Below are 23,524 nucleotides of genomic sequence, written 5' to 3'. Positions count from 1 at the left end.
AGAATCAGAAATTATTCTTTAGTTCTCACTGTTCTCTGCTCTATTCTCTTTTCAAATTTTTCTCCCTGGAAAATTCTCTGGATCATGATTCCCGGAATGTGAATCTGATTAGGATCCAGCTCTCCCGGTTCCACCAATTCTTCTACTTCAGCAATGGTGATTTTAGCGGCTCCTGCCATAGGATGGTTAAAGTTTCTGGCAGATCCCTTAAAGATAAGGTTGCCGGCATGATCACCCTTCCATGCTTTTACAATAGAAAAGTCTGCATCATAAGCATGTTCCAGAATATGAGGTTTTCCGCTAAATTCCTTTACCTCCTTCCCTTCTGCTATTTCAGTACCATAGCCTGCCGGCGTATAAAAAGCTGGAATTCCGGCCTGAGCTGCTCTGCATTTTTCTGCTAAAGTGCCCTGCGGCGTAAGCTCCACATCCAATTCACCTGAAAGCATCTGTCTTTCAAATTCAGCATTTTCGCCTACATAAGAAGAGATCATTTTTTTAATCTGTCTTTTATGAAGCAATAATCCTAATCCGAAATCATCTACTCCTGCATTGTTTGAAATACAAGTCAGCTCCTTTACATCACTTTCTACCAAAGCATTGATTGAGTTTTCAGGGATACCACAAAGCCCAAATCCGCCAAGCATCAGTGTCATTCCATCTTTAATTCCGTCGATGGCTTCCTTTGCATTTTTTACTCTTTTATCTATCATGAAATATTAGATTTTTCTGTTGGCTAAATTTAATAAATTTTCCCATATATATGATGATTGGAAATGATACTGAAATCCTGTTTTTTTTCAATAGCATTTTTTAATATTTAAAACCATTATAATCAAATATTTATCAATAAAAACGAACAGACCTGTTCATTTTTTTCATATTTCTCATCAAATTGATTTATATTTGAAGCTGTAAATTCAGAAATATTATATCTTATACTTCGTATGTAATTTATGTAGACACAACTTCAATCTAAAATTATTTCCTGGCAGCTTACTGCCTTTACGATCCTTTTCAACCTTTTAAGGTTATCTATTTTCAATACGCAAGCCCACTAATCAAGACATCAACTATAAACTTAATAAAAAAGCATGAAAAAATTATTTACTTCAGCATTACTTGCCTTAGTACTCAGCATCAACGTATATGCACAGGAAAAAACTTATTTTGATGAAAACTGGGAAAAAACCACCCAGGCTAATATGGAATATTACCGTGAAGCATATCCGAAAGGCAAACTTACACTCATCAAAGATTTTTATAAAAACGGAACGCTGCAAATGGAGGGTCTTGCCTCTGATACCACTCCAGGCAGTGAAATTTTTGAAGGAAAAGTGACCTGGTATACTCCTGAAGGAAAAGTCATGAACTTCGTCACCTATTCTAACGGCAGGCAGGCAGGCCCTTCTCAATCCTATGATGCCAGCGGTAAACTGATAGAAGATGTAGTATATAAAGCTGACGGTACGTTCAGTGGAAAATCCTTTAGCTATAAAGACCCGGAAAGTGAGTACTACTACAACTCTCTCACTCTATATGAAAACTCTACACCAACCCAAACGATTATTTATGACGAAGATATCAAAGGCATCAGATCTGAATCCATTATCAATAAGAATGGGGGCTATGAAAATAAATATTATGGTGAAAAAGGTAAATATATTGGCAGCGCAACCTCTGAGTCCGGCAGCGAAAGTACTCAGGTAGAATATTACTATAATCCAATGAGGGTTTCCAAAATTGAAAAATATAAAGGTGACGGCAGCATAAAAGAAGGCGTTATCTATGGAAAAAATGGAAAAATTCTGCAGGAGCAAAAGAGAAATAAAAAAGACGGTTATAAAACCACATATGATGAATCCGGAAAAAAAATAGCCCATTTAATCTATCAATATGATAAAGAAAATGATACCTATAAACCAATGGATGGTGAAGACTATCAGTTTAGCTATGATTACAGCTCTATTTCAACTGTTGATGTTTATAAAAACGGACTCACCACACTTAATAAGATATTTGACGAAAACGGGAAGCTTTCTACAGAAACATCCCTAAATGACGGTTCTACCCAGGAAATTAAATATTATTCGCCGGATGGAAAATTAAAATCCACGTTAACGTATAAAGATGATTTGCCTTTTAACGGAACTTCCTACGATGGGCTTACCGAAAAGCTGTATAAAGATGCTGTTTTAGTTAGCAGTAAGGTATATTATGAGGAGAAAAAGCTGAAATCTGAAAAGAAATTAAACTCTAAACAGGATGCTTACGATGCAACCGTTTATGATGATAAAGGAGCTATTTTGTACACTTATAGCCAACCATTAAGTGAAGATGGAGACGATGATTACAGCTTTACAGCACAAGTTGTACAGTATGTAAAAGGGAAACCTGCCAATAAAGCTTCTGTAAAAGCCGGCATTCTTCAGAGCGGAAAAATCAAATTCAAATTAGCAAGCGGAGCAAGGGAGCTTGAGCGCAGCGGAAAATGGATCTTATTAAAAATTTACAGCCCGGAAGGAAAACTTCTTCAGGATACTAAGATTCTGGCAGATACCGGGGATAATTATTTTGCTACGGATAATCAAACTTTTATTCTCGAAGAGTATTTACACCCAGATGTTGAATAAAACACCAATTAGTTTATTATATCAAAAAGCAGCTTCATTTTGTTGAGGCTGCTTTTTTTATATAAGGGTGAATGTATACTCTCTTATTCCTCCTCAATGCTAAAAAAACAGGCTGTCGTTTCTGACAGCCTGTTTATCTTTTATGTTGATTTTCCTTTTTACTGAATAATCAGTTTTAAAGTAAATAATTTTCTACCATGTACTTTTACAAAATATACTCCTTTCGGAAGGTTTTCATTCACTAAAGAGAAACGTTGGTTATTGATATTTTTTGATACATACAGCAATTCGCCGGATGCAGATACCAGTTCAATTTTCTCAATCGGATAATCACTTTTAATGAAAGTAGGCTCTCCCGGTTTAGTAGGGTTTGGATATAACACTACATTTTTTTCGGTACTTCTTGTCTCCTCTGTTCCTAAAGTGGGTGAAGTTACCTGAAACTGTACCCTGTTTGAAACCTCGGTATAAGAATCATTGGTAAACATCACCATATAATAATTTCCTGGTGTGGCAGGTACTGCCGTTCCCTGAATCGTTTTTGTTCCCTGTGTAATCCCATCAAAATAAGTATAAGAAACAAAATTATCATCCGGAGTCTGAATATTCTGCGGATAAATTCCTAACCAGTCTTTAATAATCCCCGGAGAATCTGTCCATGATGCGGTGATGCTTTCTCCAAGGGTATAAACCGGCTTGTTGGTCCATAATTCAGTAACAATATCTCCTACTTTAAAGAATACTTTTTCTCCAATTCCGGTATAGTCATCTTCCAATAAATACTGAGCGTAATAATACCCTTTTGGAAGACCCGTAAAGTTGAGGGTTCCTGACGCCGTTGTCACATAGCTCCATTTTAAAGAATTAGTGGTTCCCGGAGTCTGTCCCATTTTGTAGATACCAATCCAGTCTTTCACCAGGTTGGGTCCGTTGCTGAAGTTAATAACTACTGTACCTCCTACAGGATACGCATCAGCTGTGGTTTGCAGCTGAACTTTCGGACCTACATAGAAGCTTTTTCTTCCCGTAATTTCAGTATAGCCACCGTTGGCAAAAAAGCCTGCAAAATATTGTCCTTTAGCAGCTAAGCCATTATTAAAAGTAACTGTTCCTGCAGTCTGTCCGTTGGTATAAATAAATCCTTGAGAAGTTGTAGTGGCTGGAGTTTGTCCTTTTTTATAAAGCCCCACCCAATCCTGCTGATTTCCAGGGCCTCCTGTGAAAGTGGCAACTATCGGTTCGTTTTGGGTATATTCAGTTTTATCTAAAGCAAATGTAGGATTGGAAACCACACTTCCTACGATTTCAAACTGTTTTACATCACTCCAGTCGCTCCATTCAAGGTTTCTGTCTCTGTAACGTGTTTTCACATAATAAGTACCATTCGGGATAGAATTAGTCGCCAGCATTACTTTTGTAATATCTACTCCATCATTAAGGTTTTTGGCTTTATCCGGATTTCCGTTTCCGTCTTTTCCGAACCAGTTTTCAAAATCACGGTAGACTTCTTTTTCAATAACAGAAAAATCTGCTGCTTTACTGATCAGAAACTGGGTAGTATTTAAAAGTTCCCCGGTTGAAGATGAAAATGCACTTCCATTCAATGTTAAAGGTAAGGTAATTGGGCCGGTAAAAGTATTGGTAACAGATGGTTTCGCTGGTTTCGGCTGGTTCTTATACCTGTGGAAAGAATCTACCAGTTCATTATTTTTCTTCGTGTATATTCCTCCGATAGAGTAACATTCTACATCTACTTTCCCGCTTTGTACATCTACTTCTACGATCTGGTATGTCCAGTCTGTTAACGTTTTCTGAACATCATCAAAATCCTGCTCATTAGACATTCCCCAATACTGATCCCAGGCAGTTCCTCCGGAAATGATTTGGTAGTTTGGTGTATTTTTCAGCTGTCCTCTGTGGTACAGGTGATGGTGAGCTCCTACGTGCATTAAGTATTTATCGGAAGTCACTAAAAGAGGTACTGCATTATTTCTTACCCAAGTAGAAATATCTCCTACATATTGCTCTGCCTGATAAGGCCTGTGGCTTAAAGAGATGATCCAGTCTACCGTAGGATCATTGTTGGCTTCATTTAAAATCTGTTGCAGCCAGGTCTGCTGTGCTGCTCCGGTATGTTCAGAGCTCAAACTTACAAACAATACATTACCGGCCTGCTGAGCATAATAATTTTCATTTCCGGAAGTGATATTCTTGTATTTAATCTCATCAATATAAAAATGAGCATAATAAGAATTCATTCCTAAAGTTCCATAGGTTTCATGATTTCCTACGGTTGTCTGAATAGGCAGGTAAGGTGATAATTTGATATTCTTTTTAAAATGAACATTTTCATAATGATCCAATGTTCCTACATCTACCTGATCTCCCACCATAAATGTAAGGGCAATATTATCCGAAGGATCAGCCATTGCACCATACTTTTGCTTTAATTTTTTAAAAGCATTCAAAGTAAGACTATCATATCTTGGTTCTGCCTTGATCTGATTATCTCCCATGATCAGAAAACGGATTTTCCCATCAGCCGTTACAGGCTGTCCCGGCAAGGGAAGCGTTCTGAAATTATAAACCGCAGATTCACTGGTTCCCGTTTTTATCTTATAATAGTATTTTGTATTGGGCTGTAAGTTGGCCACTTTTGCCGTGTGATAATAATAATTGTTATTATATCCTGTATCCGAGAAGATATTGGTTGTCCCGGTTACGGTTACATTCAGGTTTGTTGGAGAGTTTCCATAAATTACGGTTGTTTCGTTATTAGAAGCTGTCTTCCAATTGACGATCATAGAATTCGGGGTAGGGTTTTGTAAATAGGGAAACAAAGCCTGCCCGAATGCCATCTGGACCGCGAAACAAAAAAAGAAGAAATAATGTTTCATAGTGGTAATTTTAAATAGCATATAGAGTTTTAAATTGTAAATCAGTATTTTAAAAATATTTATTCAGATTTTTATTTCGGGCAAAAGTAGACTTCCCATATAAACTCTGGCTGATGGAATCGTAACGAAAATGTTAACTTTTCAACAAAAACTCAGTGAAAAAATTATAGTTTTTAGTATATAATTTGTTTGGATTATTTAAAAACTATTTTGTACATTTGCAACCTGTTATTCAACCTCTGACGAAAAACGTGTAAGTTGCTTAGCTTTAACATTTTATTTATTAATAATGGATTTATTAAAGTACGTACAAGACAAGTACATTACAAAAAAAGAATTCCCTGAATTCAAAGCAGGTGATACCATCACTGTGTATTACGAAATTAAAGAAGGACAAAAGACAAGAACTCAGTTCTTCAAGGGAACAGTTATCCAATTAAGAGGTGCTGGATCTACAAAAACTTTTACTATCAGAAAAATGAGTGGTGATGTAGGTGTAGAGAGAGTATTCCCTATTAACTTACCTGCGCTTCAAAAAATTGAAGTTGATAGAAGAGGTAGAGTTAGAAGAGCTAGAATTTACTACTTCAGAGACCTTAGAGGTAAAAAAGCAAGAATTAAAGACGCTGCTTACAAGAAGAAATAATTCAGACAACAATACATACAAAAAGAGGCTGTTTACACATGTAGACAGTCTCTTTTTTTATCAATGTGTCTAGTCGAATCTACTAGACAAGGAAACGATCATATATTCAACAGCAATACTTGCTGTAAGTTTCACTCATTTTTCATCAGATACTGCAAAGGCGTAGATCCTGTATGTTTTTTGAAAAACTCTATGAATGCACTATCTGATGAGAAATCTAACACATAAGCTACCTCTCCTATAGAATTTCCCTCCACTAAAAGTTCAATCGATCTCTGAAGACGCCATTGCTGTCTCCATTCCTGATAAGACAGCCCGGTTTCTTTTTTAAAAATACGGCTTATTGTCTTCTCAACAGCGCCAATTTCTTTACCAAGGTTGGTCAACATAGGTGGTATAGAAAGACGCAACGTCCAGTTTTCCACTATTTTTTTTAACCTTCTGTCCTGAGGCATGATAAGCGCCAGTTTTTCTTCAGGAGCAGTAATCATTTCATCCCAGAATACACTTAGAATATTTTCCTTATTACGATCAGGAGCAGTCCATTCCCAAAAGCAGATCCTTTCAATAATTTCCTTCAATAAAGCATTGACATGTAAAACTTTAAGGCCAGTTCTCATATGACTTTCAGCATAGCTTTCATCAAAATAGATCGATCTGTACGCTACCATATTCCGAAAATTCACCCTGTGAACTTCATGAGCCGGAATCCATAGCATTCTGAACGGCGGAAGGACAAACTGTCTGTCAGAAGTGGTAACCGTCATACAGCCTGAAGGAGCATACAGCAACTGGGCTTTAGTCTGATGAAAATGAAACCCGGAATCATGCAAAACCATATCAGAAGCAATTCCTATTACTTTTCCGGTGATGATATCTGCATCAAATTCCTGATCTTGTTTCAGTATAGCCATGTCCTATTTTCGATATTTTTTGTTTTTATATCATTATAAATATACATTCAATTTTTCAAAACTTTGCAAAAAAAAAAAAATGAAAAAGAGAAATCCGCTTTGGCTGATGATATTACTGGTAATGCTTCCACAATTTGCAGAAACCATATACAGTCCCGCTTTACCGCTGGTACAGGAACATTTTGGAGTAAAAGAAGGGTCGGCAGCACTCACTATCAGCCTGTATTTCATAGCATTTGCGCTGGGAGTGGCATTTTGGGGTGTTCAGTGCGACAGGATCGGAAGGAAAAAATCATTGGAGTATGGGCTTATTACTTATGGAATAGGAAGTCTGGCCGCTGTCTTCGCCCCCAATTTCACCGTATTGCTTATTGCCAGGATTATTTCAGCGTTCGGAATTTCTGTAGGGTCTATTGTTACCCAAACTATGCTGCGTGACAGCTATGATAAAGAGAACATCAGTAAAGTGTTTTCCTGGATTGGAATAGGTTTATCCATCAGCCCGGTTATCGGTATGATTACAGGCTCTGTATTGGCTTCTACTACAGGACATCAGGGCATTTTCATCACCTTATACCTGCTGGCTGTTTTATTTTATATCCTTTCCAGAAGAAAGGTATTTGAGACCCGTCATCCGGGAAAAGAAATAAACAGGAGAACCCTGGCAGATCTATTAAAACGAATGTTACAAGACCGTGAAATTATCCAATGCTGTTTACTAATCATGAGTTTTAATGTACTTTTATTCTCCTATTATGCACTGGCTCCTTTTATTTTTAAAGAAAATCATTATTCTTCCTATGCTTTTGGATACAGCAGTATTATACTTGCTGCAGGAACCTTTATAGGGGCAAAGTTTAACAGGTTTTTGTTATTTAAGAATATCTCACCCAAAACTTTAGTGAAGATAAGCACATTCGGATCATGCATTGCTTCAGCTTTTGTATGGATGCTGGCAGGTAAAGGAATATACTTTTTACTCCCTTATTTTTTTATTGTCATGACATTCAGCATTGCCATTCCCAATATCCTGAGTACTGCATTGGTACAGTACAAAAATGAAACAGGAAGTGCCGGAGCCCTGCTGGGCCTTATCTACTATAGTATGATAGGAGCAGGACTGATAAGCGTTGGATATATTCAGAACTTAGGACTTTCTTCCCTCATTTTTTCAGGAATCGGAGTCATTGCCCTATTTATATTTAGTGAGAAAAAGAATTAATTTAATGTGGAGCATCATATAAAATATGATTACTAACAATATATACAAATAACAAATACCGGTTATTAACCTTTTTACAGCTTAAAAGCTTAGAGCCTGTTTAAATTTTATTCAGGAATTCTTATATATTTTGTTATCAGATGTATTTTGTTGACAAGACTCAATAGGTCAGTTTGAAATTATTTTTTGATTAAAAAGATGAACGCAAAGCTTATGAATAATTCCGCTTTATTTTAAGTGGGCAAAGTGATGCGGCTTCGTCGCTGATGAAGATGTATGCATACGCTTCGACGAATCAACTTCGTTGATTCTATCCTTTGCTCCCTGAAAATACGGATAATGAAGATAAAGCTTTGTCTTAGGAAAACACATCATCAGTACATTATCTTTTTAATCAAAAAAATCCTTAAAGAATGTGATTTGGATAAAGATTTGAATGTTATACAAAAAATCAAATTTAGAAATTTAAACAGGCTCTTAGTATTTCAAACAGTAAAATATTTGAAATACTAAGCCTTTTCATTTCTATCCTATTGTATAAAGTCATATAAAGCTTCAAAAAATTTAGGATAGACCTCAATATGTGGTAAGTGACCTACATTGTCGAGTTCCACGAGTTTTGAGCCTGAGATCTCCTGCTGGGTTTTCTTTCCCAATTCCTGATATTGCCCCATTTTAGGCTGAAGCTCTTTAGGTGCTCTATCTTTTCCTATTGCTGTTCTATCCCTCGTCCCTATGATCAGTAAGGTTGGGGTTTTTATATTTTTAAATTCATAGCAAACCGGCTGGTTATAAATCATATCGGTAGTCAAGGCAGCATCCCAGGCTACCTGTGGATAGTCCTTATGAAGCGTCCATCCGGCAATCAGATCCAGCCAGGGCTGATATTCGTCTTTCCATTTATTGTCATAATAAAACTTCAGCTGATAATTTTTATAGGTTTCGGCTGTATTTTTAAGTTCTGCCTGGTATGCCTGATCTATAGTCTGATATCCTGTAAATGTTTTATAATCTTCAAGACCTATGGGATTTTCAAGGATCAGTTTCTGAACCTTCTCAGGATAAAGAAGGGTAAACCTTGTAGCCACCATTCCCCCCATTGAATGCCCCAAAACAATAACTTTATCAAGCTTTAATTCATCCAGAATGGCCTTGGTATTTTCTGCCAGCTGTGAAAAAGAGAACTGGTAACTTTGAGGTTTAGACGATTTACCAAATCCTATCTGATCGGGAATAATTACCCTGAAACCTTTAGCAGACAAATCTTTAGCGGTCTGCTCCCAATAGGCCCCATTAAAATTTTTACCATGAAGAAGCATAATTGCTTTTCCGTTGGAATTTTGGGATTTTACATCCATATAAGCCATCTTTAGATCATTATGCTGAGATTTTAAATTCAAAAAATGAACATCGTAGGGGTATTTATATTCTGAAAGTACAGCATCCAAAGGTTTTACCTGGGAAAATACTACTCCCGGGCTAACGGTTAATACCAACATCGTAATTATATTTCTGAAATATTTCATGAAGTTTATTTTAGCTATTAAAATTAAAAAAACCGCTTCAAAAGAAGCGGTTTTCAACTGTTATTTTTATTTAAATATGATTTTAAGATAATTCGGCAACGGAAATTTCCTTTTCTTTTTTGGAAGGCAGGTTCATTAAAACAATGGCAAAAAGAATCAAAACGATACCTACCCATTGTATTAAAAACACCTTTTCACCTAATAAAACAAAAGCCATCGTTACTGAAACCGGAAGTTCCAGAGACGAAACAATACTTCCCAGTCCTAACCCTGCATTCGGGAAACCAATATTGAATAAGACTGGTGGAATAATGGTACCAAACAGCGCTAAAACAAATCCATATGTCCAGAATATTGAATAATTAAAGGAGTGAATATGTTCCGTATTTTCTGTAAAGTTTAAATACAGTGATTGTAAGCTATCAAAATACATGGGACCTATCTGCGCAAAGAATAAAAATGTGAAAACCACAACAGAACCTCCCGCCAGCATAATAATACTCTTTCTGAATACCGGAAGATGGGTAGCCAGTGTATTGGACGTAAACATCGTCAGCGTGTATGAAGCAGCTGCCATCAATCCCCAGAATACTCCATGCCAGTCCAGTTCTATTTCCATATTGATAAGATTGGTAGCCAGTACTGTTCCCAACAATACAATCACTACGGAAACTACTTTTCTTGCATTAGGCAGTTTTTTTGCCAGAATACTCTCTACTACCACACTGAACCAAACCGACTGCATCAGCAGCACAATAGCAATGGAAACATTGATATACTGTACAGCGATATAGTAAAACAAACTGGTTCCTCCCAGGGAAGTTCCTGCAAGTATTAACATTCTTACTTCCTTAGAATTCGGTAATGATAATTTTTGTCTGGAGGTAATCGTCTGAATAAAATTCAGGATCAGCAAACCAAGCAGTCCCAATACAAACTGAGAAGTAGTAACTTCTGAGGTTGTAAAACCGTCATGATACGCCATTTTCACAAAAGTGGCTAACATACCATATATACTAGCTCCAATTCCTACAAATAAAACACCTTTTAGTATATTTTTCTTCTTCATAATTTTTTTTACAGCCTGCAAAGTTACGACATATAAATTAAACTATCCCTGAAGCTTAGTCATAACAGATAAAATAAGATCCCCACAAGCAAGCTTGTGAGGATCTCTGAAATTATTGATGATAAAAATTAATTATTTTTTTACGATTACTTTAGAAGTAGCTTCAAAACCAAGTCCTTTCACTTTTATCAAATATACTCCATTTACTAAACGAGTGGTAGAAATAGCCTTTTTAGCATCCGGTGAAATTTTATCTTCAGAAGAAACCAGTTTACCACTTGTATCATACAATTCTACACTTACTTTTCCAAGAGCGTTGCTTGGGAAGTTAATATAAAACTCATCTTTGGCAGGGTTCGGATAAATAGAAATCTTACTGTCTTTCACAGATTTCACTTCATTTGTAGCCAGCGTACATTCTGCAGGTACTGAGAAATCTTCCAACTGGTCATTGATATTATTTTTAAGTCCTGCTGAAGCATTCACTCCCAGTCCTCTTCTTGCAAAAACATTCCAGATCATACATTTATCCTGACCTTGGGTTGTTGCTGTCTCTGCAGCTAATATAGCATTTCTTCCATCTATAAATGAAGGGTTACAGCCCTGAAGCTTCAATGCATCGGTAACTAACTGTAATACTCTGCTGCTTCCGTTAGTACTGTTTGCCAATACATCAGATGAATAGCCATATTTTTCAACATATTTCCAGTGAAGATCCCACAGCATGGTTGCCCAAACAAATCCAATAGAATGGACATCAAGTGAAACTCCTCCACTTGAGTTATTGTACACCATACCATTAGTGCTTCCGTACGTATAATTATTGATGGTAAGATCCGGAGAATACTTGGCAGGCCTGATACCTCCACCGCTTATTGGCTGACCTCCTACATAGGTTCCCATTCCTCTTGGCACCGATGCATTATCGCCCGCTTTATTGGTAAGCATTAAAGCAAAGAAATCTGACCACCCTTCACCCATCTGCTCCTTACTAACGTTTGCATTTAAACAATTAGATCCTGCTCCTGTTAATCTATTAGATATACCGTGTCCATATTCATGAGTTACGATACCGTTATCAAAGCTTCCATCCGGTGTTACGCTCGTAGCCGGATCATTCTTAAGGGTAACATTTACCGTTACGTTAGCAGCAAGCTGACCTTTGATATAATCTCCTTCAGATTTAGCAACAAGAACCGTAGGAATTGTTACCGTAGGATCTGTTCCCGACATATTACCTATTGATTCGCCATTTACAGCATTGTTATAAATAATAACGGCTGTAGCTCCGGCATCCTGAAGGTTTTTTGTTTTGATAACGAAAGAACACGTCCCTCTTTCTACCAATCCTATTTTTCCTGTAAGTGATCCTGCAGGTAAGGCAGTACATCCTTCCGGAACCGAAGATAGCTGTACATTTCCTGTAACTCCGGTAGCATCCAATGGATTCCCAAATTCTGATACACCAGCTAAAGGTTTACGTATAACAGCACCGGCAGGAGTATTGTAGTAGAACAGCTGATTTACTTTACTCCATAAATACATCTGCATTCTAGGATTATAACCATCTTCCGGAGAAGAAAAATTGGCATTATTTAAACCGCCGCCATCCTGGGCTTCCGCATATACATAATCATCATCTACCCCTCCTTTTCCAAAGTTGTTCTGCTGAAAGTTTTTAGCAGATTCTGTGAATCCAAACTGATAGAAAACATCATGAATTCTATTATTAAGATAAAATAAATTAGTGATCGCCGCATTTCTGTTAGCAACAGGGGTTCCATTGATGCTAAAAGGGAAATCAAAGCTTCTTGCTGCACCGCCATCTACCGGTGTTCCGGGTAAATAATCAGGAGCTGTTAACGCTGTTCCTGCAACATCTTCATAAGCAAAAACGTTATTTCCTCTCGTTACTGTATAGTGATTAACACCATCAGAATGCCATCCTTCCGGAGAAGCAACGGAAATCCAAGGATTGGAAATAACTGATCTCGAACCAAAAGTAGGTGCCTCAATAGGCAAAGGGAAAACATTATAGGAAGCATTGTCCGGAAGTAATAAGAAAGAGCTGTTTTGAGCTGTTTTATTCTCAGGACCTATCAATAAATTTCCAAGATGCTCACTATGATCATGTCCAACCTCTGAAGCATATGCATCAGGACGGAAATTACATGATAATGTTAAATTATTTTTCTCCAGAATATTCCCATTAAAAGCATCCACCAAAATATTCCAGTAATTTGGAGATTTAGGTTCCATCAGGCTGTATTCGTATACAAGACGTAAATTTCCGTTTCCATCATTAGCATATGCCAGCCTCTGATTGGCTGATCCGGTTCCTTTCTTATTATTTTTCTCAAGATATTCCAGGATAGTAAAATGGGCAATATCAGCATTATTTAGCTCCTCTGCAATCTTTTGAAGGGCAGTACTTTTATTAATAACGGCAACACTTGATGTTGCTGAAGTATAATCCTTAATAAAGTTGTCTGTAAAGTACACCACTTTATGGTCCTTAATAAGTGCCGTTCCTACCGAACTGTGCACTGGTAAGCCATTGTAGGTTTGTACAAATTTTACAACATTTCCATTCAGTGACTTTGAGTCATCTACATTATCTACAATAAAATTCGTAAGGTCAGATTTCTTATATTCTCTTATTTTGTTTTGAGAAATATAATCCTTAATCAACCTTTCATTATCTTGTCCAAACATAAAAGCCGGAAATGCTGAAAACACAGCAAACAAAAGAGGTAAAGTTTTATTTTTCATGTCAATTATTAAAGCCGCTAATCTACAAATAATTCACAAAACAAAAGCTTATTTATTATTTTTTCAATTAAAATAAATTGATACAGATATTTTTTTTGTTAAAAACAGCAATTAGATAATTCTCAATAAAGAGAATCTATAGTCTTTTACAAGAGTATGAAACGGCATACAGTTATCATATTCATTATTTTTGCTTCCATATTTATCCTGAACTCTAACAAAAAAACTGCCCTCACAGACAGTTTCGTTATCGTTATTTATTTTTTTATAATTCTACCTACGTTTGTTTCACCTTTATCTGACGTAACTTTTACAACATAAACACCCTGCTGCCTGTTTTTCAAATCTGCATCAAATGTTTTTCCTTCTATCGTTTTTGTAAGCACTACATTACCATTCAAATCCAATATTTCAAGCTTTCCTGATCCCATTTCTCTATCCAAAGCTCCTTTAAATCTGCCATCAGTAGGATTAGGTGTAATAGTAAGAGTACCCATCGCTGTTTCAGAAGCATTTCTCGAACATACAGCATCCAAATCGTAAGGATAGAATGGATAATGATTCCAGCTCATCGTTTCAACAGTCCCTGTAGGAGTACTAGACTGTACTGTCATCACAAATTTATATTTGGCCATTGATCCCTGAGGAATATTAATATCTGAAGGATAAAAATGAAAATTAACATAATTACCTCCATTATAAGTTGGGGTTGTAGAGATCCCATAATCCAGACCGGTACTAATATCCCGGAGAACCAGCTTACTATTCAACAGAACACCTCCTGCAGGTAAAGTGTATTCACCGGTAATATTAAAATCTCCCGGCATACCACAGCTATTAAATTCATAGAAAAATTTTAAAGTTCCTCCCCATGACGGAGGGATACAAATAGCATTAACTATTTCATCAAATTTGGGCATCTCGGTAACAGAGCTAAAAACAAAAGACTGATTTCTAGGATAATAAAGCCGTGGCAGTATTCCGTAATCAGGATCATCTACATTACTTTCAATGCTACCTGTATAAGATCCTCCGGCACTCGCAATAGAAGCTCCTGTTGCAGAAGACTGGCTGTTCGGACTCATATGTATTATTACGAATTTAGCGCCTCTAACTGCTTTAAAATTGGTTACATTTTTAAAAGCTCCCGGTGTATTAAGTGCTGTATCATAATAATTTGCTAAATATGAACCTGTGGATAAATCACCGCTATTTCGGGAACCATCGGTAAGTACTATAACTACAAGCTTGGAACTTCCATTTTTATGCAAAGAAGTCTGAGGACTTACAATTTCCGGGCTATAGACTCCATCCAGTGCTTTTCCCATCAATCCTAGCGCTTCATGAAAATGCTGCCCATAATTAAGTCTTCTTACGAGATAGGGTTCCGGAAATATAGAAGTTACAAAATCACTCTCAATATATATTCTGGGAGTAAGGCCTAAGCTGGGGCCACTATTTAAACCTGCTCCATAATGAACTACGGCATATCTGTTTTTTGAATGGCAAGCCATAAGACGCTCAATCAATTTGGCAGCAGTAAGCCGCATCTCTTTGAAGCGTGCATTAGTAACTGAGGAACCATTGTCCAGGCAAATAATATAGTCTGTCTGTGCCTGTAAAGAATTCCCAAGCATTAGCCATGCAAAAAGGAAAAATAAAAATGTTTTTTTCATAAATCAATACTTTTAAATTAGGATTAATTAAAAATAAACATTAATAAATTGTATTATATGAAATGTTTTAACGTTAACCAATCATTAACGTTAAAATAATTTTAAAATTTCAAAGGATTTTTTTAAGGCCTCCATAATAAAACAAAAAAAGCCGCTCAAATGAGCGGCTTCATATTATCAATGGTTTCAAAGATTATTTACCTTCTTCCATTTTTCTTTTCAATTCTGCTAATGCATCGATATCTCCAAGAGTTGATCTTTCTTCATTGTTTGAAGAAGAAACATTTCTAGAAGAAGAGTCTTTCACATTTTTCTTTTCCTCATCTCTGAAGATTCCTGTGTGAGAAACTACTACTCTCTTGAATTCTTTGTTGAATTCGATTACTTTGAATTGAGCATCTTCACCTTTTTTGATTTTAGATCCATCTTCTTTCTCTAATAATCTTGAAGGGCAGAATGCTTCTACTTCAGCATCTTCGAATTGTACAGAAGCTCCTTTATCATGAACTTCTACAGCTTTACCAGCGTGGATAGTTCCTTCAGCATACTTAGTTTCGAATTTATCCCATGGGTTTTCAGTCAATTGCTTGTGACCTAGAGATAATCTTCTAGCCTGGATGTCTAATTCAAGAACTACAACGTCTAATTTATCACCTACTGCACAGAACTCAGATGGGTGCTTGATTTTCTTAGTCCAAGAAAGATCAGAAATGTAGATTAATCCGTCGATACCTTCTTCTAACTCTACGAATACACCAAAGTTAGTGAAGTTTCTTACAGTTCCTACATGCTGAGATCCTACCGGGTACTTAACCTCGATATTCTCCCATGGATCTTTAGATAATTGCTTGATACCAAGAGAAATTTTTCTTTCTTCTCTATCTAAAGTTAATACTTCAGCTTCTACTTCATCACCTACTTTCACAAAGTCACCAGCAGATCTTAAGTGAGTAGACCAAGACATTTCAGAAACGTGGATTAATCCTTCTACCCCTGGAGCGATCTCTACGAATGCACCATAGTCAGCAAGAACTACTACTTTTCCTTTTACTTTGTCTCCTACTTTCATGTCAGCAGAAAGAGCATCCCAAGGATGAGCTTCTAATTGCTTCATACCTAATTGGATTCTTGTTTTCTCGTCATCGAAATCAAGGATTACCACTTTTACAGTTTGTCCGTCTTCAAGGATTTCAGATGGGTGGTTCACTCTAGACCAAGAAAGATCTGTAATGTGAATTAATCCGTCTACACCTCCTAAGTCGATAAACACACCGTAAGAAGTAATGTTCTTAACAGTACCTTCAAGAACTTGTCCTTTTTCAAGCTGAGCGATGATTTCTTTTTTCTGACCTTCGATATCTGCTTCGATCAATGCTTTGTGAGATACAACTACGTTTTTGAACTCAGGGTTGATTTTCACAACTTTGAACTCCATAGTTTTACCTACGAACTGATCGTAATCTTTAATTGGCTTAACGTCAATTTGAGAACCTGGTAAGAATGCTTCGATTCCGTGAACGTCAACGATCATACCTCCTTTAGTTCTAGACTTAACAAAACCGTTAACGATTTCTCCAGTTTCGTGAAGTTCGTTTACTTTATCCCAAGCTTTAAGCGTTCTGGCTTTTCTGTGAGATAACTGTAACTGACCAGTTTTGTCTTCTCTTTTGTCAACCATTACTTCTACCTCATCACCTACACTTAGGCCTTGGTTGTAACGGAATTCGTTAAGAGAAATAACACCTTCTGATTTGAAGTTGATGTCTACGATAGCTTCCTTATCAGTTAATCTTACTACTCTACCTACTAAAACGTCATTGTCGTTTAGGCTGTTTAGAGATCCGTTGTAGATTTCTTCTAAGTCGCTTTTTTCTTTTCTCGCATCTGCATCAAGACCTGATTCGAAAGAATCCCAATCAAATTGTTCTGGTGCTACGTTTTGGTTTAAAATAACCTCTGCTGAATTTGTCTCTTTTGACATTTTCTAATAAAATTTGTATTCCTTCTTTTTTAATGATTTGAATAAATGTGGATTTAAAAAATACGGAAGTAATTAATTTTTAATATTTTACCTTATCAAACCTCTCCCACAAAAAGTGGATGCAAAGATAAGGAATTTATTTAATATGAACAATGTATTCCCAGACTGTTTTTCATTACATATCAATAGATTTGAAGTTGTAGTGTAATACATTTGCCATCAGAATTGTTTACTATTAAGAACATCATGTTAAGAAAGCTCATTACTAAAAAATATACCATGCAAAAAAAAATTCTTCTTGTTTTAATCGGTATACTATTTTATAGTATCAACATGATAAAGGCCTGTACTATTTTTTCATGCTCCAGAGGAGGGGAAGTATTTGCTGCCGCTAATGAAGACGACACTACTCCATTTACAAGGATATGGTATAACCCAACCACAAGAGACAGATATGGATCCGTATGTTTTGGAGGTCCTGATATGCAGGTAGCTTCTGCAATGAATGAATATGGATTGTTTTTTGATTTTGCTGCAGCCAATTATGACATCAGCAAACTGAAACAGCTCAACATTTACAAAGGATTTCTGATGTGGGAAGTTTTGGGAAAATGTAAAAATGTAAAAGAAGCAATAGCGATCATCAAAAAGTATGATTACAATTCTCCTTCCCAGGTCTTGTTAGCGGACAAAGAAGGCAATTCCATTTTGATCAATCCTAAAGGCATTATTGAAAAAAAAGGTGAGTTTCAGGTTAATGCCAACTGCAATAGCATTAATGGAAAATTATCATGCAGAAGACCGGAAATTGTAAACGAAGAACTTTCTGCCTCAAAGAATATCAGTCTGGATTTTTTTAAGAATATTTTAAACAAAACCCACCAGGAAGGAGACCTTCCAACCCTATACTCTACGATCTGCGATCTAAAAAGAGGAATTATCTATGTTTATCTTTTCCATGATTATAATAATGTATATACAATTGATCTAAAAGCTGAACTGAAAAAAGGATATCGTATTGAAAATCTGGCCGACCATTTTCCTGTTTCTTTTGCTTACGAAAGTTTTTCAAAAAATCACTCATTATATGCAAAGGAATCTATACTTCAGGAGATGAAAATCAAAGGCACAGATTCAACCATTGATTATTATCTTGCAGAAAGCAGCAAACAGCTTCCTCAGAACAAAAACTTAGACTCAGCTTTATTAGAGGTCGCCTTACAGCTTGTAAAATATTCATGGAATGAGCATACTCATGGCGGAATGTGGGATTATTGGTTCAGTTTTCCAAAAGGATATGAAATACAGCAATATCAGGATGCCAGGCTTACATCCGCAGAAAAAATTTTTAATTATTTATCCGAAAAAGAAAATCCGGATCTCAAACTTAAAAATTTCATTTACGAAATGTATGGATATGTCAATCTCATACAAGGAGATCATACAACGGCAAAAGAATACTATAATAAATCTGTTTCCAACCCGGAAGATTCCTACAAGGTAACTTTAATACGGGGAAAAGAAATACTCAGCCGGATTAGATAAAAGGGAGCAAAGAATAAAGACAAGAGACTTTGAGATTGGAGATTAGTGACAGGAGCCGCGCAACTATCAACTATCAACTATCAACTATCAACTATCCACTATTAACTATCAACCATCACCTCTCCCACCACTACAACCTACCGCCTAATTTCTTACCTTTGCACCATGGAATTAGAATCAATTTATCAAAAACTGCAGATTCAGGAAATGAATCAAATGCAGAAATCTACATACACTGCCTCTGAAAACAATACCGATATCGTCCTGCTTTCTCCTACCGGTTCAGGAAAGACTCTTGCTTTTTTATTTCCGGTTCTCAGAAATCTGAAAAAAGATGTGCAGGGTGTGCAGGCTTTACTATTAGTTCCTGCCAGAGAATTGGCATTACAGATTGAACAGGTTTTCAAAGCAATGGGAACAGATTTCAAAGTTTCTGTGTGCTATGGAGGTCATGATAAAAAAATTGAGGTCAATAATTTAATTGAGGCTCCCGCTGTTTTAATCGGAACTCCGGGAAGGGTTGCCTACCATATAAGAAATAATAATTTTGATCCGAAACCCATTCAGACTTTAGTACTGGATGAATTTGATAAAGCATTGGAATTAGGATTTCACGAGGATATGGAGTTTATTTCCGGCTCACTGAAAGGTCTTTCACAAAGAATTCTGACCTCAGCTACAGCAATGGATGAAATTCCAAAGTTTACAGGCTTAAAGAATGAAAAGACCATTGACTTTTTAAAATTAAATGAAGTAAAGCCGGATATCCAATTACGGAAAGTGATGACTATTTCTGAGGAAAAGCTAGATACTTTATTCAATTTAATCTGCAAGATCGGAAATAAAAGAACCTTGATCTTCTGCAATCACCGTGAAGCTGTTGACAGGATTTCTGAGCTTTTAAGAGAAAAAGGTATCGACAGGGAAACTTTCCATGGCGGAATGGAACAGGATGAGAGAGAGCGTGCTTTACTGAAATTCAGAAATGATTCTGCAAGAATTCTTATTACGACTGATCTGGCTTCCCGTGGACTTGATATTCCTGAAGTGGAATCTATTGTTCATTACCAGCTGCCTCCAAAAGAGGATGCCTTTATTCACAGAAACGGACGTACCGCCAGAATGAACGCCAAAGGTTTTGCTTATCTTATCATGACTGAAGATGAGAATTTCCCATTCATCAAAAATAACACACCTGAAGAAAGTGTAGCCGGCTTTACTAAAGTTCCGGAAAAAACACCATTTCAAACCATTTATATCAGTGCCGGAAAGAAAGACAAAGTAAATAAAGTAGATGTAGTTGGTTATCTCATTAAAAAGGGGGAACTCCAAAAAGAAGATATAGGCTTAATTGAAGTAAAAGATACTACATCCTATGTTGCTGTTTCCAGAAATAAAGTGAATGCTGTTTTGAGAAAGCTTCAGAATGAAAAGCTGAAAGGGAAAAAGGTAAAAATGGAGGTTGCTTATTAAGATCAGGTATACATGTTATTACGAACTATATCTTATTAATATTTTAAACCACAAAAGTCACAAAAGCTTTTAACACTTTAGTTATTTTAAAGGCTGGCTTTGCGGGTAAAAGTACACTTAAGTTCCTGAAAATCTTTGATTTTTCTCTTTGTGAACGTTATTTTATCCGTAGCCTTTTACACTCGCTTAAGTGTACTAAAGTTTTTAGAAATAAAATTTTTGTGACTTTTGTGGTAAAAATATACACAGATGTTGAGCAGTAATAAGATATTATTATTTTCTCTACCAAATAAATCCTGGTACGAACTATATCTTGTTAGCGATTAATTTTACAAACCACAAAAGTCACAAAAGCTTTTAACACTTTAGTTATTTTAAGAGACTGGCTTTGTGGGTAAAAGTACACTTAAGTTTCTTGAAAATATTTGATTTTCTTATTATATGAACTTTTACATACAGTAAGCTTTTAAAGTATTTAGAGATAAAACTTTTGTGACTTTTGTGGTAAAATATGATAGGTAAGACTACTTAATTCCTCTCACTCTTGTTGGAAAAATATACACAGATTTTGAAGCTGTAATAAATAAAATATCATTATTTTCTCCGCCAAACGTTACATTGGAGGTCCATTTTTCAGGAATGGAAATATGATAGATTTTCTTACCGTCCCGGTTAAAGATATGTACGCCATCTCCTGTTAAGTAAAGATTTCCGTGTTTGTCCAAAGTCATTCCATCTGATCCCATTTCGCAGAAGAGTTTTTTTTCTGACAGCTTTCCTTCTCCAAGAATATCATAAACATAGGTTTTTCCAGCATCAATATCTGAGAGGTACAACTTTTTCAATTTCTCGCTTCCTATAATTCCATTGGGCTGTGTAAAGGTTTCCAGCTTGACAGTTTTACCTTCTTTATTTCTGTAGTAGAGACTTTTATGCTCTAATTCCTGTTTAAAATCAGTCCAGTAATCTCTTTCATACAAAGGATCTGTAAAATACATTCCCCCTAAAGCATCATTCCATACATCATTGGGTCCGTTCAGTCTTTTTCCTTCAAATCCTTTCAGAATAACCTCTACTTTTTTATCTTTTGATATTTTCCAGATCTCTCCCTGATCATCAGAGCAGGTAATCAGATAACCGTCCTTATCAAAATGAGTTCCGTTTGCCCTTCCTGTCTTATCCAGAAATTCTATGACCTGATTGCTTTTCCAGTCCCAATAGTAGATTTTATCATTAGGTTGATCCGTAAAATAAACATTTCCTTCATGATCTGCTGACGGTCCTTCCGTAAAACTAAACTTGTCTGAAACCTTTTCAGGCTTTACTCCTTCATAAAACATTTTACTATAATTTACTGATTGACAATTTATCAATGCGAAAACCAAACCAATCAGTCCTATTTTACAGATATTCTTCATACTTCATTTTTAAAACTGCAATTTACAACTTGCAAGATAGGATTCAAAGTTATTTTATCATTTTGATCTATTATAACTTTAAAATAAAAATGTCCCAATTGTCCTATTTTTTAAGTAGATCATATTAGTAGTGGAAAAATATAATCCGGAGCTTTGCAGTAGTAGAATCAATAAGTTTTTCACAAAAAAAACAGTCCTAAAACAAAATTGATTTTACGATACAATATTACCATAATACTTTTATAGCATACGATAATGAGTGCAGAGTCCAACAACATCAAGTCTTTGGAAATCGAAAATGAAGATTTTAGAAATTCAGTAGGAACAATGGATGAAACGGGGAAAAGAAAGTGGATCTTCCCGAGAAAACCCAAAGGAAAATATACCAATTACCGGAATTATACCAGCTACGTTTTGCTTGCTTTGTTCTTCGGACTGCCTTTTGTAAAAATCAATAACAACCCTTTTCTTCTTATTAATGTTATTGATGGGAGATTCTTTATTTTCGGACAGTCTTTTTATCTTCAGGATTTTTTCATTCTTGCTTTAGGTGCCGTAACGTCGGTTATCTTTGTGATGCTCTTCACGGTGGTTTTCGGAAGAATATTCTGTGGCTGGCTGTGCCCCCAGACTCTTTTTATGGAAATGATTTTCCGTAAAATTGAATACTGGATTGAAGGCGACCGAAATAAGCAGATGAAACTCGACAGACAAGAATGGGATACAGAAAAAATAAGAAAAAGGCTCACAAAATGGTCGGTATTCCTTTTAATATCCCTTGCTATTTCTCACTTTATGTTCATGTATATCGTAGGGTATGAAGAGGTTTTCCGTATTATGGGTGAAGGCCCGGCCGAAAACTCACTCAAGTTTACCGCCATGCTGTTTTTCACCATGACGTTTTATTTTGTTTTTGCGTGGCTTCGTGAGCAGGTTTGTACATTGGTTTGTCCGTACGGAAGACTTCAGGGCGTTCTGATTGATAAGCAGACGATCAATGTATATTATGATTTTAAAAGAGGAGAAGGCCGATCAAAATGGAGAAATAATGAAGACCGAAAAGCTGCCGGGAAGGGAGACTGTATTGATTGTAACCAATGTGTAGTGGTTTGCCCTACAGGAATTGATATCAGAAATGGCCAGCAGCTTGAATGTGTCAACTGTACTGCATGTATTGATGCCTGTGATGAAGTAATGGACAAAGTAGGACTGCCCAGAGGACTGGTTCGTTATGCTACAGAAGCAGAAATTGAGAATCAGGAAAAATTTACTTTCACTTCAAGAATGAAAGCTACTACCGTTTTTCTGGCTTTACTCATTGGATTCCTTGGATTTTTAATGTACGACAGAGGATCTATGGAAGCCAAGTTCATCAAACCGGCAGGATCTACATTCTTTATTAAAAACGGTAAAATTACCAATACTTTCATTTATACCCTTCTGAATAAGTCTAACGATAAAAAGGTACTGACGATTAAAGTCATAATGCCTGCCCATGCAGAGATCACTTATTTTGGATCTGAAAAAATCATTTTGAAAGGAGATCAAATTCTTAAAGGAAACATCAATATCACCTTTCCTGAGGAAGATATTAAGTTTTCAAAACAGAATATGGTCATTGGAGTTTTTGATGAAAAAGGAAAAATGGTAGATTCATTTGAAACTACGTTTGAAGGACCATTTAAGCTTGTGTTATAGGTGGCTGGTGGCTGATGATGGCTGAATCAGGAAGTTGAGAGTCACCGGCTACTT

Annotated in this window: 15 protein-coding genes; 6 read left to right on the top strand and 9 right to left on the bottom strand. The window is 36.2% G+C overall.

Going from position 1 to position 23,524, the window contains the following annotated elements:
- Positions 1-11: 11 nt before the first annotated feature.
- Positions 12-713, bottom strand: coding sequence for a CoA transferase subunit A (locus MP477_RS11600; RefSeq protein ID WP_257190553.1), 702 nt, complete (start codon positions 711-713; stop codon positions 12-14).
- A 381-nt stretch (positions 714-1,094) separates the two neighbouring features.
- Between MP477_RS11600 and MP477_RS11595 the strand changes: the two genes are divergently transcribed.
- Positions 1,095-2,633, top strand: coding sequence for a membrane-binding protein (locus tag MP477_RS11595; RefSeq protein ID WP_257190552.1), 1,539 nt, complete (start codon positions 1,095-1,097; stop codon positions 2,631-2,633).
- 158 nt (positions 2,634-2,791) lie between these two features.
- On the opposite strand, the gene MP477_RS11590 is transcribed toward MP477_RS11595, so the two are convergent.
- Entirely contained in the window at positions 2,792-5,530 is a 2,739-nt protein-coding gene (locus tag MP477_RS11590) for a fibronectin type III domain-containing protein (protein ID WP_257190551.1), read from the bottom strand.
- 289 nt (positions 5,531-5,819) lie between these two features.
- Between MP477_RS11590 and rplS the strand changes: the two genes are divergently transcribed.
- Positions 5,820-6,176, top strand: a complete 357-nt coding sequence (rplS, locus tag MP477_RS11585) for a 50S ribosomal protein L19 (RefSeq protein ID WP_047485623.1) — start codon at positions 5,820-5,822, stop codon at positions 6,174-6,176.
- Positions 6,177-6,307: 131 nt separating this feature from the next.
- Here rplS and MP477_RS11580 read toward each other — a convergent pair whose 3' ends face one another.
- On the bottom strand, positions 6,308-7,090 hold the full coding sequence (locus MP477_RS11580; protein ID WP_257190550.1) for a helix-turn-helix domain-containing protein: 783 nt from the start codon (positions 7,088-7,090) through the stop codon (positions 6,308-6,310).
- A 79-nt stretch (positions 7,091-7,169) separates the two neighbouring features.
- Here MP477_RS11580 and MP477_RS11575 point away from each other — a divergent pair, with 79 nt between their 5' ends.
- Positions 7,170-8,312: a multidrug effflux MFS transporter gene (locus tag MP477_RS11575; RefSeq protein ID WP_257190549.1), complete on the top strand. Its 1,143-nt coding sequence runs from the start codon at positions 7,170-7,172 to the stop codon at positions 8,310-8,312.
- Positions 8,313-8,842: 530 nt separating this feature from the next.
- Here the strand turns inward: MP477_RS11575 and MP477_RS11570 are convergent.
- The 5 genes from MP477_RS11570 to rpsA all read right to left on the bottom strand — a co-directional run bounded on the left by MP477_RS11570 (position 8,843) and on the right by rpsA (position 17,336).
- Positions 8,843-9,838, bottom strand: a complete 996-nt coding sequence (locus MP477_RS11570; RefSeq protein ID WP_257190548.1) for an alpha/beta fold hydrolase — start codon at positions 9,836-9,838, stop codon at positions 8,843-8,845.
- An 82-nt stretch (positions 9,839-9,920) separates the two neighbouring features.
- Positions 9,921-10,907, bottom strand: a complete 987-nt coding sequence (locus tag MP477_RS11565) for a DMT family transporter (RefSeq protein WP_257190547.1) — start codon at positions 10,905-10,907, stop codon at positions 9,921-9,923.
- A gap of 132 nt (positions 10,908-11,039) precedes the next feature.
- Positions 11,040-13,679, bottom strand: coding sequence for a T9SS-dependent M36 family metallopeptidase (locus MP477_RS11560; protein ID WP_257190546.1), 2,640 nt, complete (start codon positions 13,677-13,679; stop codon positions 11,040-11,042).
- A 257-nt stretch (positions 13,680-13,936) separates the two neighbouring features.
- Entirely contained in the window at positions 13,937-15,355 is a 1,419-nt protein-coding gene (locus MP477_RS11555; protein WP_257190545.1) for a T9SS type A sorting domain-containing protein, read from the bottom strand.
- Between the two features lie 193 nt (positions 15,356-15,548).
- Positions 15,549-17,336 carry a 30S ribosomal protein S1 gene (gene rpsA, locus MP477_RS11550; protein WP_230034341.1) on the bottom strand — a complete coding sequence of 596 codons (1,788 nt, stop codon included), beginning with the start codon at positions 17,334-17,336 and terminating at the stop codon, positions 15,549-15,551.
- A gap of 279 nt (positions 17,337-17,615) precedes the next feature.
- Between rpsA and MP477_RS11545 the strand changes: the two genes are divergently transcribed.
- Both MP477_RS11545 and MP477_RS11540 read left to right on the top strand, forming a co-directional pair.
- Positions 17,616-18,881, top strand: coding sequence for a carcinine hydrolase/isopenicillin-N N-acyltransferase family protein (locus tag MP477_RS11545; RefSeq protein WP_257190544.1), 1,266 nt, complete (start codon positions 17,616-17,618; stop codon positions 18,879-18,881).
- Between the two features lie 165 nt (positions 18,882-19,046).
- Positions 19,047-20,354, top strand: coding sequence for a DEAD/DEAH box helicase (locus tag MP477_RS11540; RefSeq protein ID WP_257190543.1), 1,308 nt, complete (start codon positions 19,047-19,049; stop codon positions 20,352-20,354).
- A 524-nt stretch (positions 20,355-20,878) separates the two neighbouring features.
- Here MP477_RS11540 and MP477_RS11535 read toward each other — a convergent pair.
- Entirely contained in the window at positions 20,879-21,772 is an 894-nt protein-coding gene (locus MP477_RS11535; protein ID WP_230034335.1) for an SMP-30/gluconolactonase/LRE family protein, read from the bottom strand.
- A gap of 255 nt (positions 21,773-22,027) precedes the next feature.
- On the opposite strand from MP477_RS11535, the gene ccoG reads away from it, so the two are divergent.
- Entirely contained in the window at positions 22,028-23,470 is a 1,443-nt protein-coding gene (gene ccoG / locus MP477_RS11530) for a cytochrome c oxidase accessory protein CcoG (RefSeq protein ID WP_230034333.1), read from the top strand.
- The last annotated feature ends 54 nt before the right edge of the window (positions 23,471-23,524 follow it).

This window comes from Chryseobacterium sp. WG23 (genome assembly GCF_024586575.1).
Taxonomy (GTDB): domain Bacteria; phylum Bacteroidota; class Bacteroidia; order Flavobacteriales; family Weeksellaceae; genus Chryseobacterium.
Note: the sequence above shows the minus strand (reverse complement) of the source record. Positions and strands in the feature narration are given on the sequence as shown.

Excerpts from the sequence above, each read along its gene's own strand:
- MP477_RS11600 (WP_257190553.1), bottom strand. The coding sequence starts at position 713 with ATGATAGATAAAAGAGTAAAAAATGCAAAGGAAGCCATCGACGGAATT.
- MP477_RS11595 (WP_257190552.1), top strand. The coding sequence starts at position 1,095 with ATGAAAAAATTATTTACTTCAGCATTACTTGCCTTAGTACTCAGCATC.
- MP477_RS11590 (WP_257190551.1), bottom strand. The coding sequence starts at position 5,530 with ATGAAACATTATTTCTTCTTTTTTTGTTTCGCGGTCCAGATGGCATTC.
- rplS (WP_047485623.1), top strand. The coding sequence starts at position 5,820 with ATGGATTTATTAAAGTACGTACAAGACAAGTACATTACAAAAAAAGAA.
- MP477_RS11580 (WP_257190550.1), bottom strand. The coding sequence starts at position 7,090 with ATGGCTATACTGAAACAAGATCAGGAATTTGATGCAGATATCATCACC.
- MP477_RS11575 (WP_257190549.1), top strand. The coding sequence starts at position 7,170 with ATGAAAAAGAGAAATCCGCTTTGGCTGATGATATTACTGGTAATGCTT.
- MP477_RS11570 (WP_257190548.1), bottom strand. The coding sequence starts at position 9,838 with ATGAAATATTTCAGAAATATAATTACGATGTTGGTATTAACCGTTAGC.
- MP477_RS11565 (WP_257190547.1), bottom strand. The coding sequence starts at position 10,907 with ATGAAGAAGAAAAATATACTAAAAGGTGTTTTATTTGTAGGAATTGGA.
- MP477_RS11560 (WP_257190546.1), bottom strand. The coding sequence starts at position 13,679 with ATGAAAAATAAAACTTTACCTCTTTTGTTTGCTGTGTTTTCAGCATTT.
- MP477_RS11555 (WP_257190545.1), bottom strand. The coding sequence starts at position 15,355 with ATGAAAAAAACATTTTTATTTTTCCTTTTTGCATGGCTAATGCTTGGG.
- rpsA (WP_230034341.1), bottom strand. The coding sequence starts at position 17,336 with ATGTCAAAAGAGACAAATTCAGCAGAGGTTATTTTAAACCAAAACGTA.
- MP477_RS11545 (WP_257190544.1), top strand. The coding sequence starts at position 17,616 with ATGCAAAAAAAAATTCTTCTTGTTTTAATCGGTATACTATTTTATAGT.
- MP477_RS11540 (WP_257190543.1), top strand. The coding sequence starts at position 19,047 with ATGGAATTAGAATCAATTTATCAAAAACTGCAGATTCAGGAAATGAAT.
- MP477_RS11535 (WP_230034335.1), bottom strand. The coding sequence starts at position 21,772 with ATGAAGAATATCTGTAAAATAGGACTGATTGGTTTGGTTTTCGCATTG.
- ccoG (WP_230034333.1), top strand. The coding sequence starts at position 22,028 with ATGAGTGCAGAGTCCAACAACATCAAGTCTTTGGAAATCGAAAATGAA.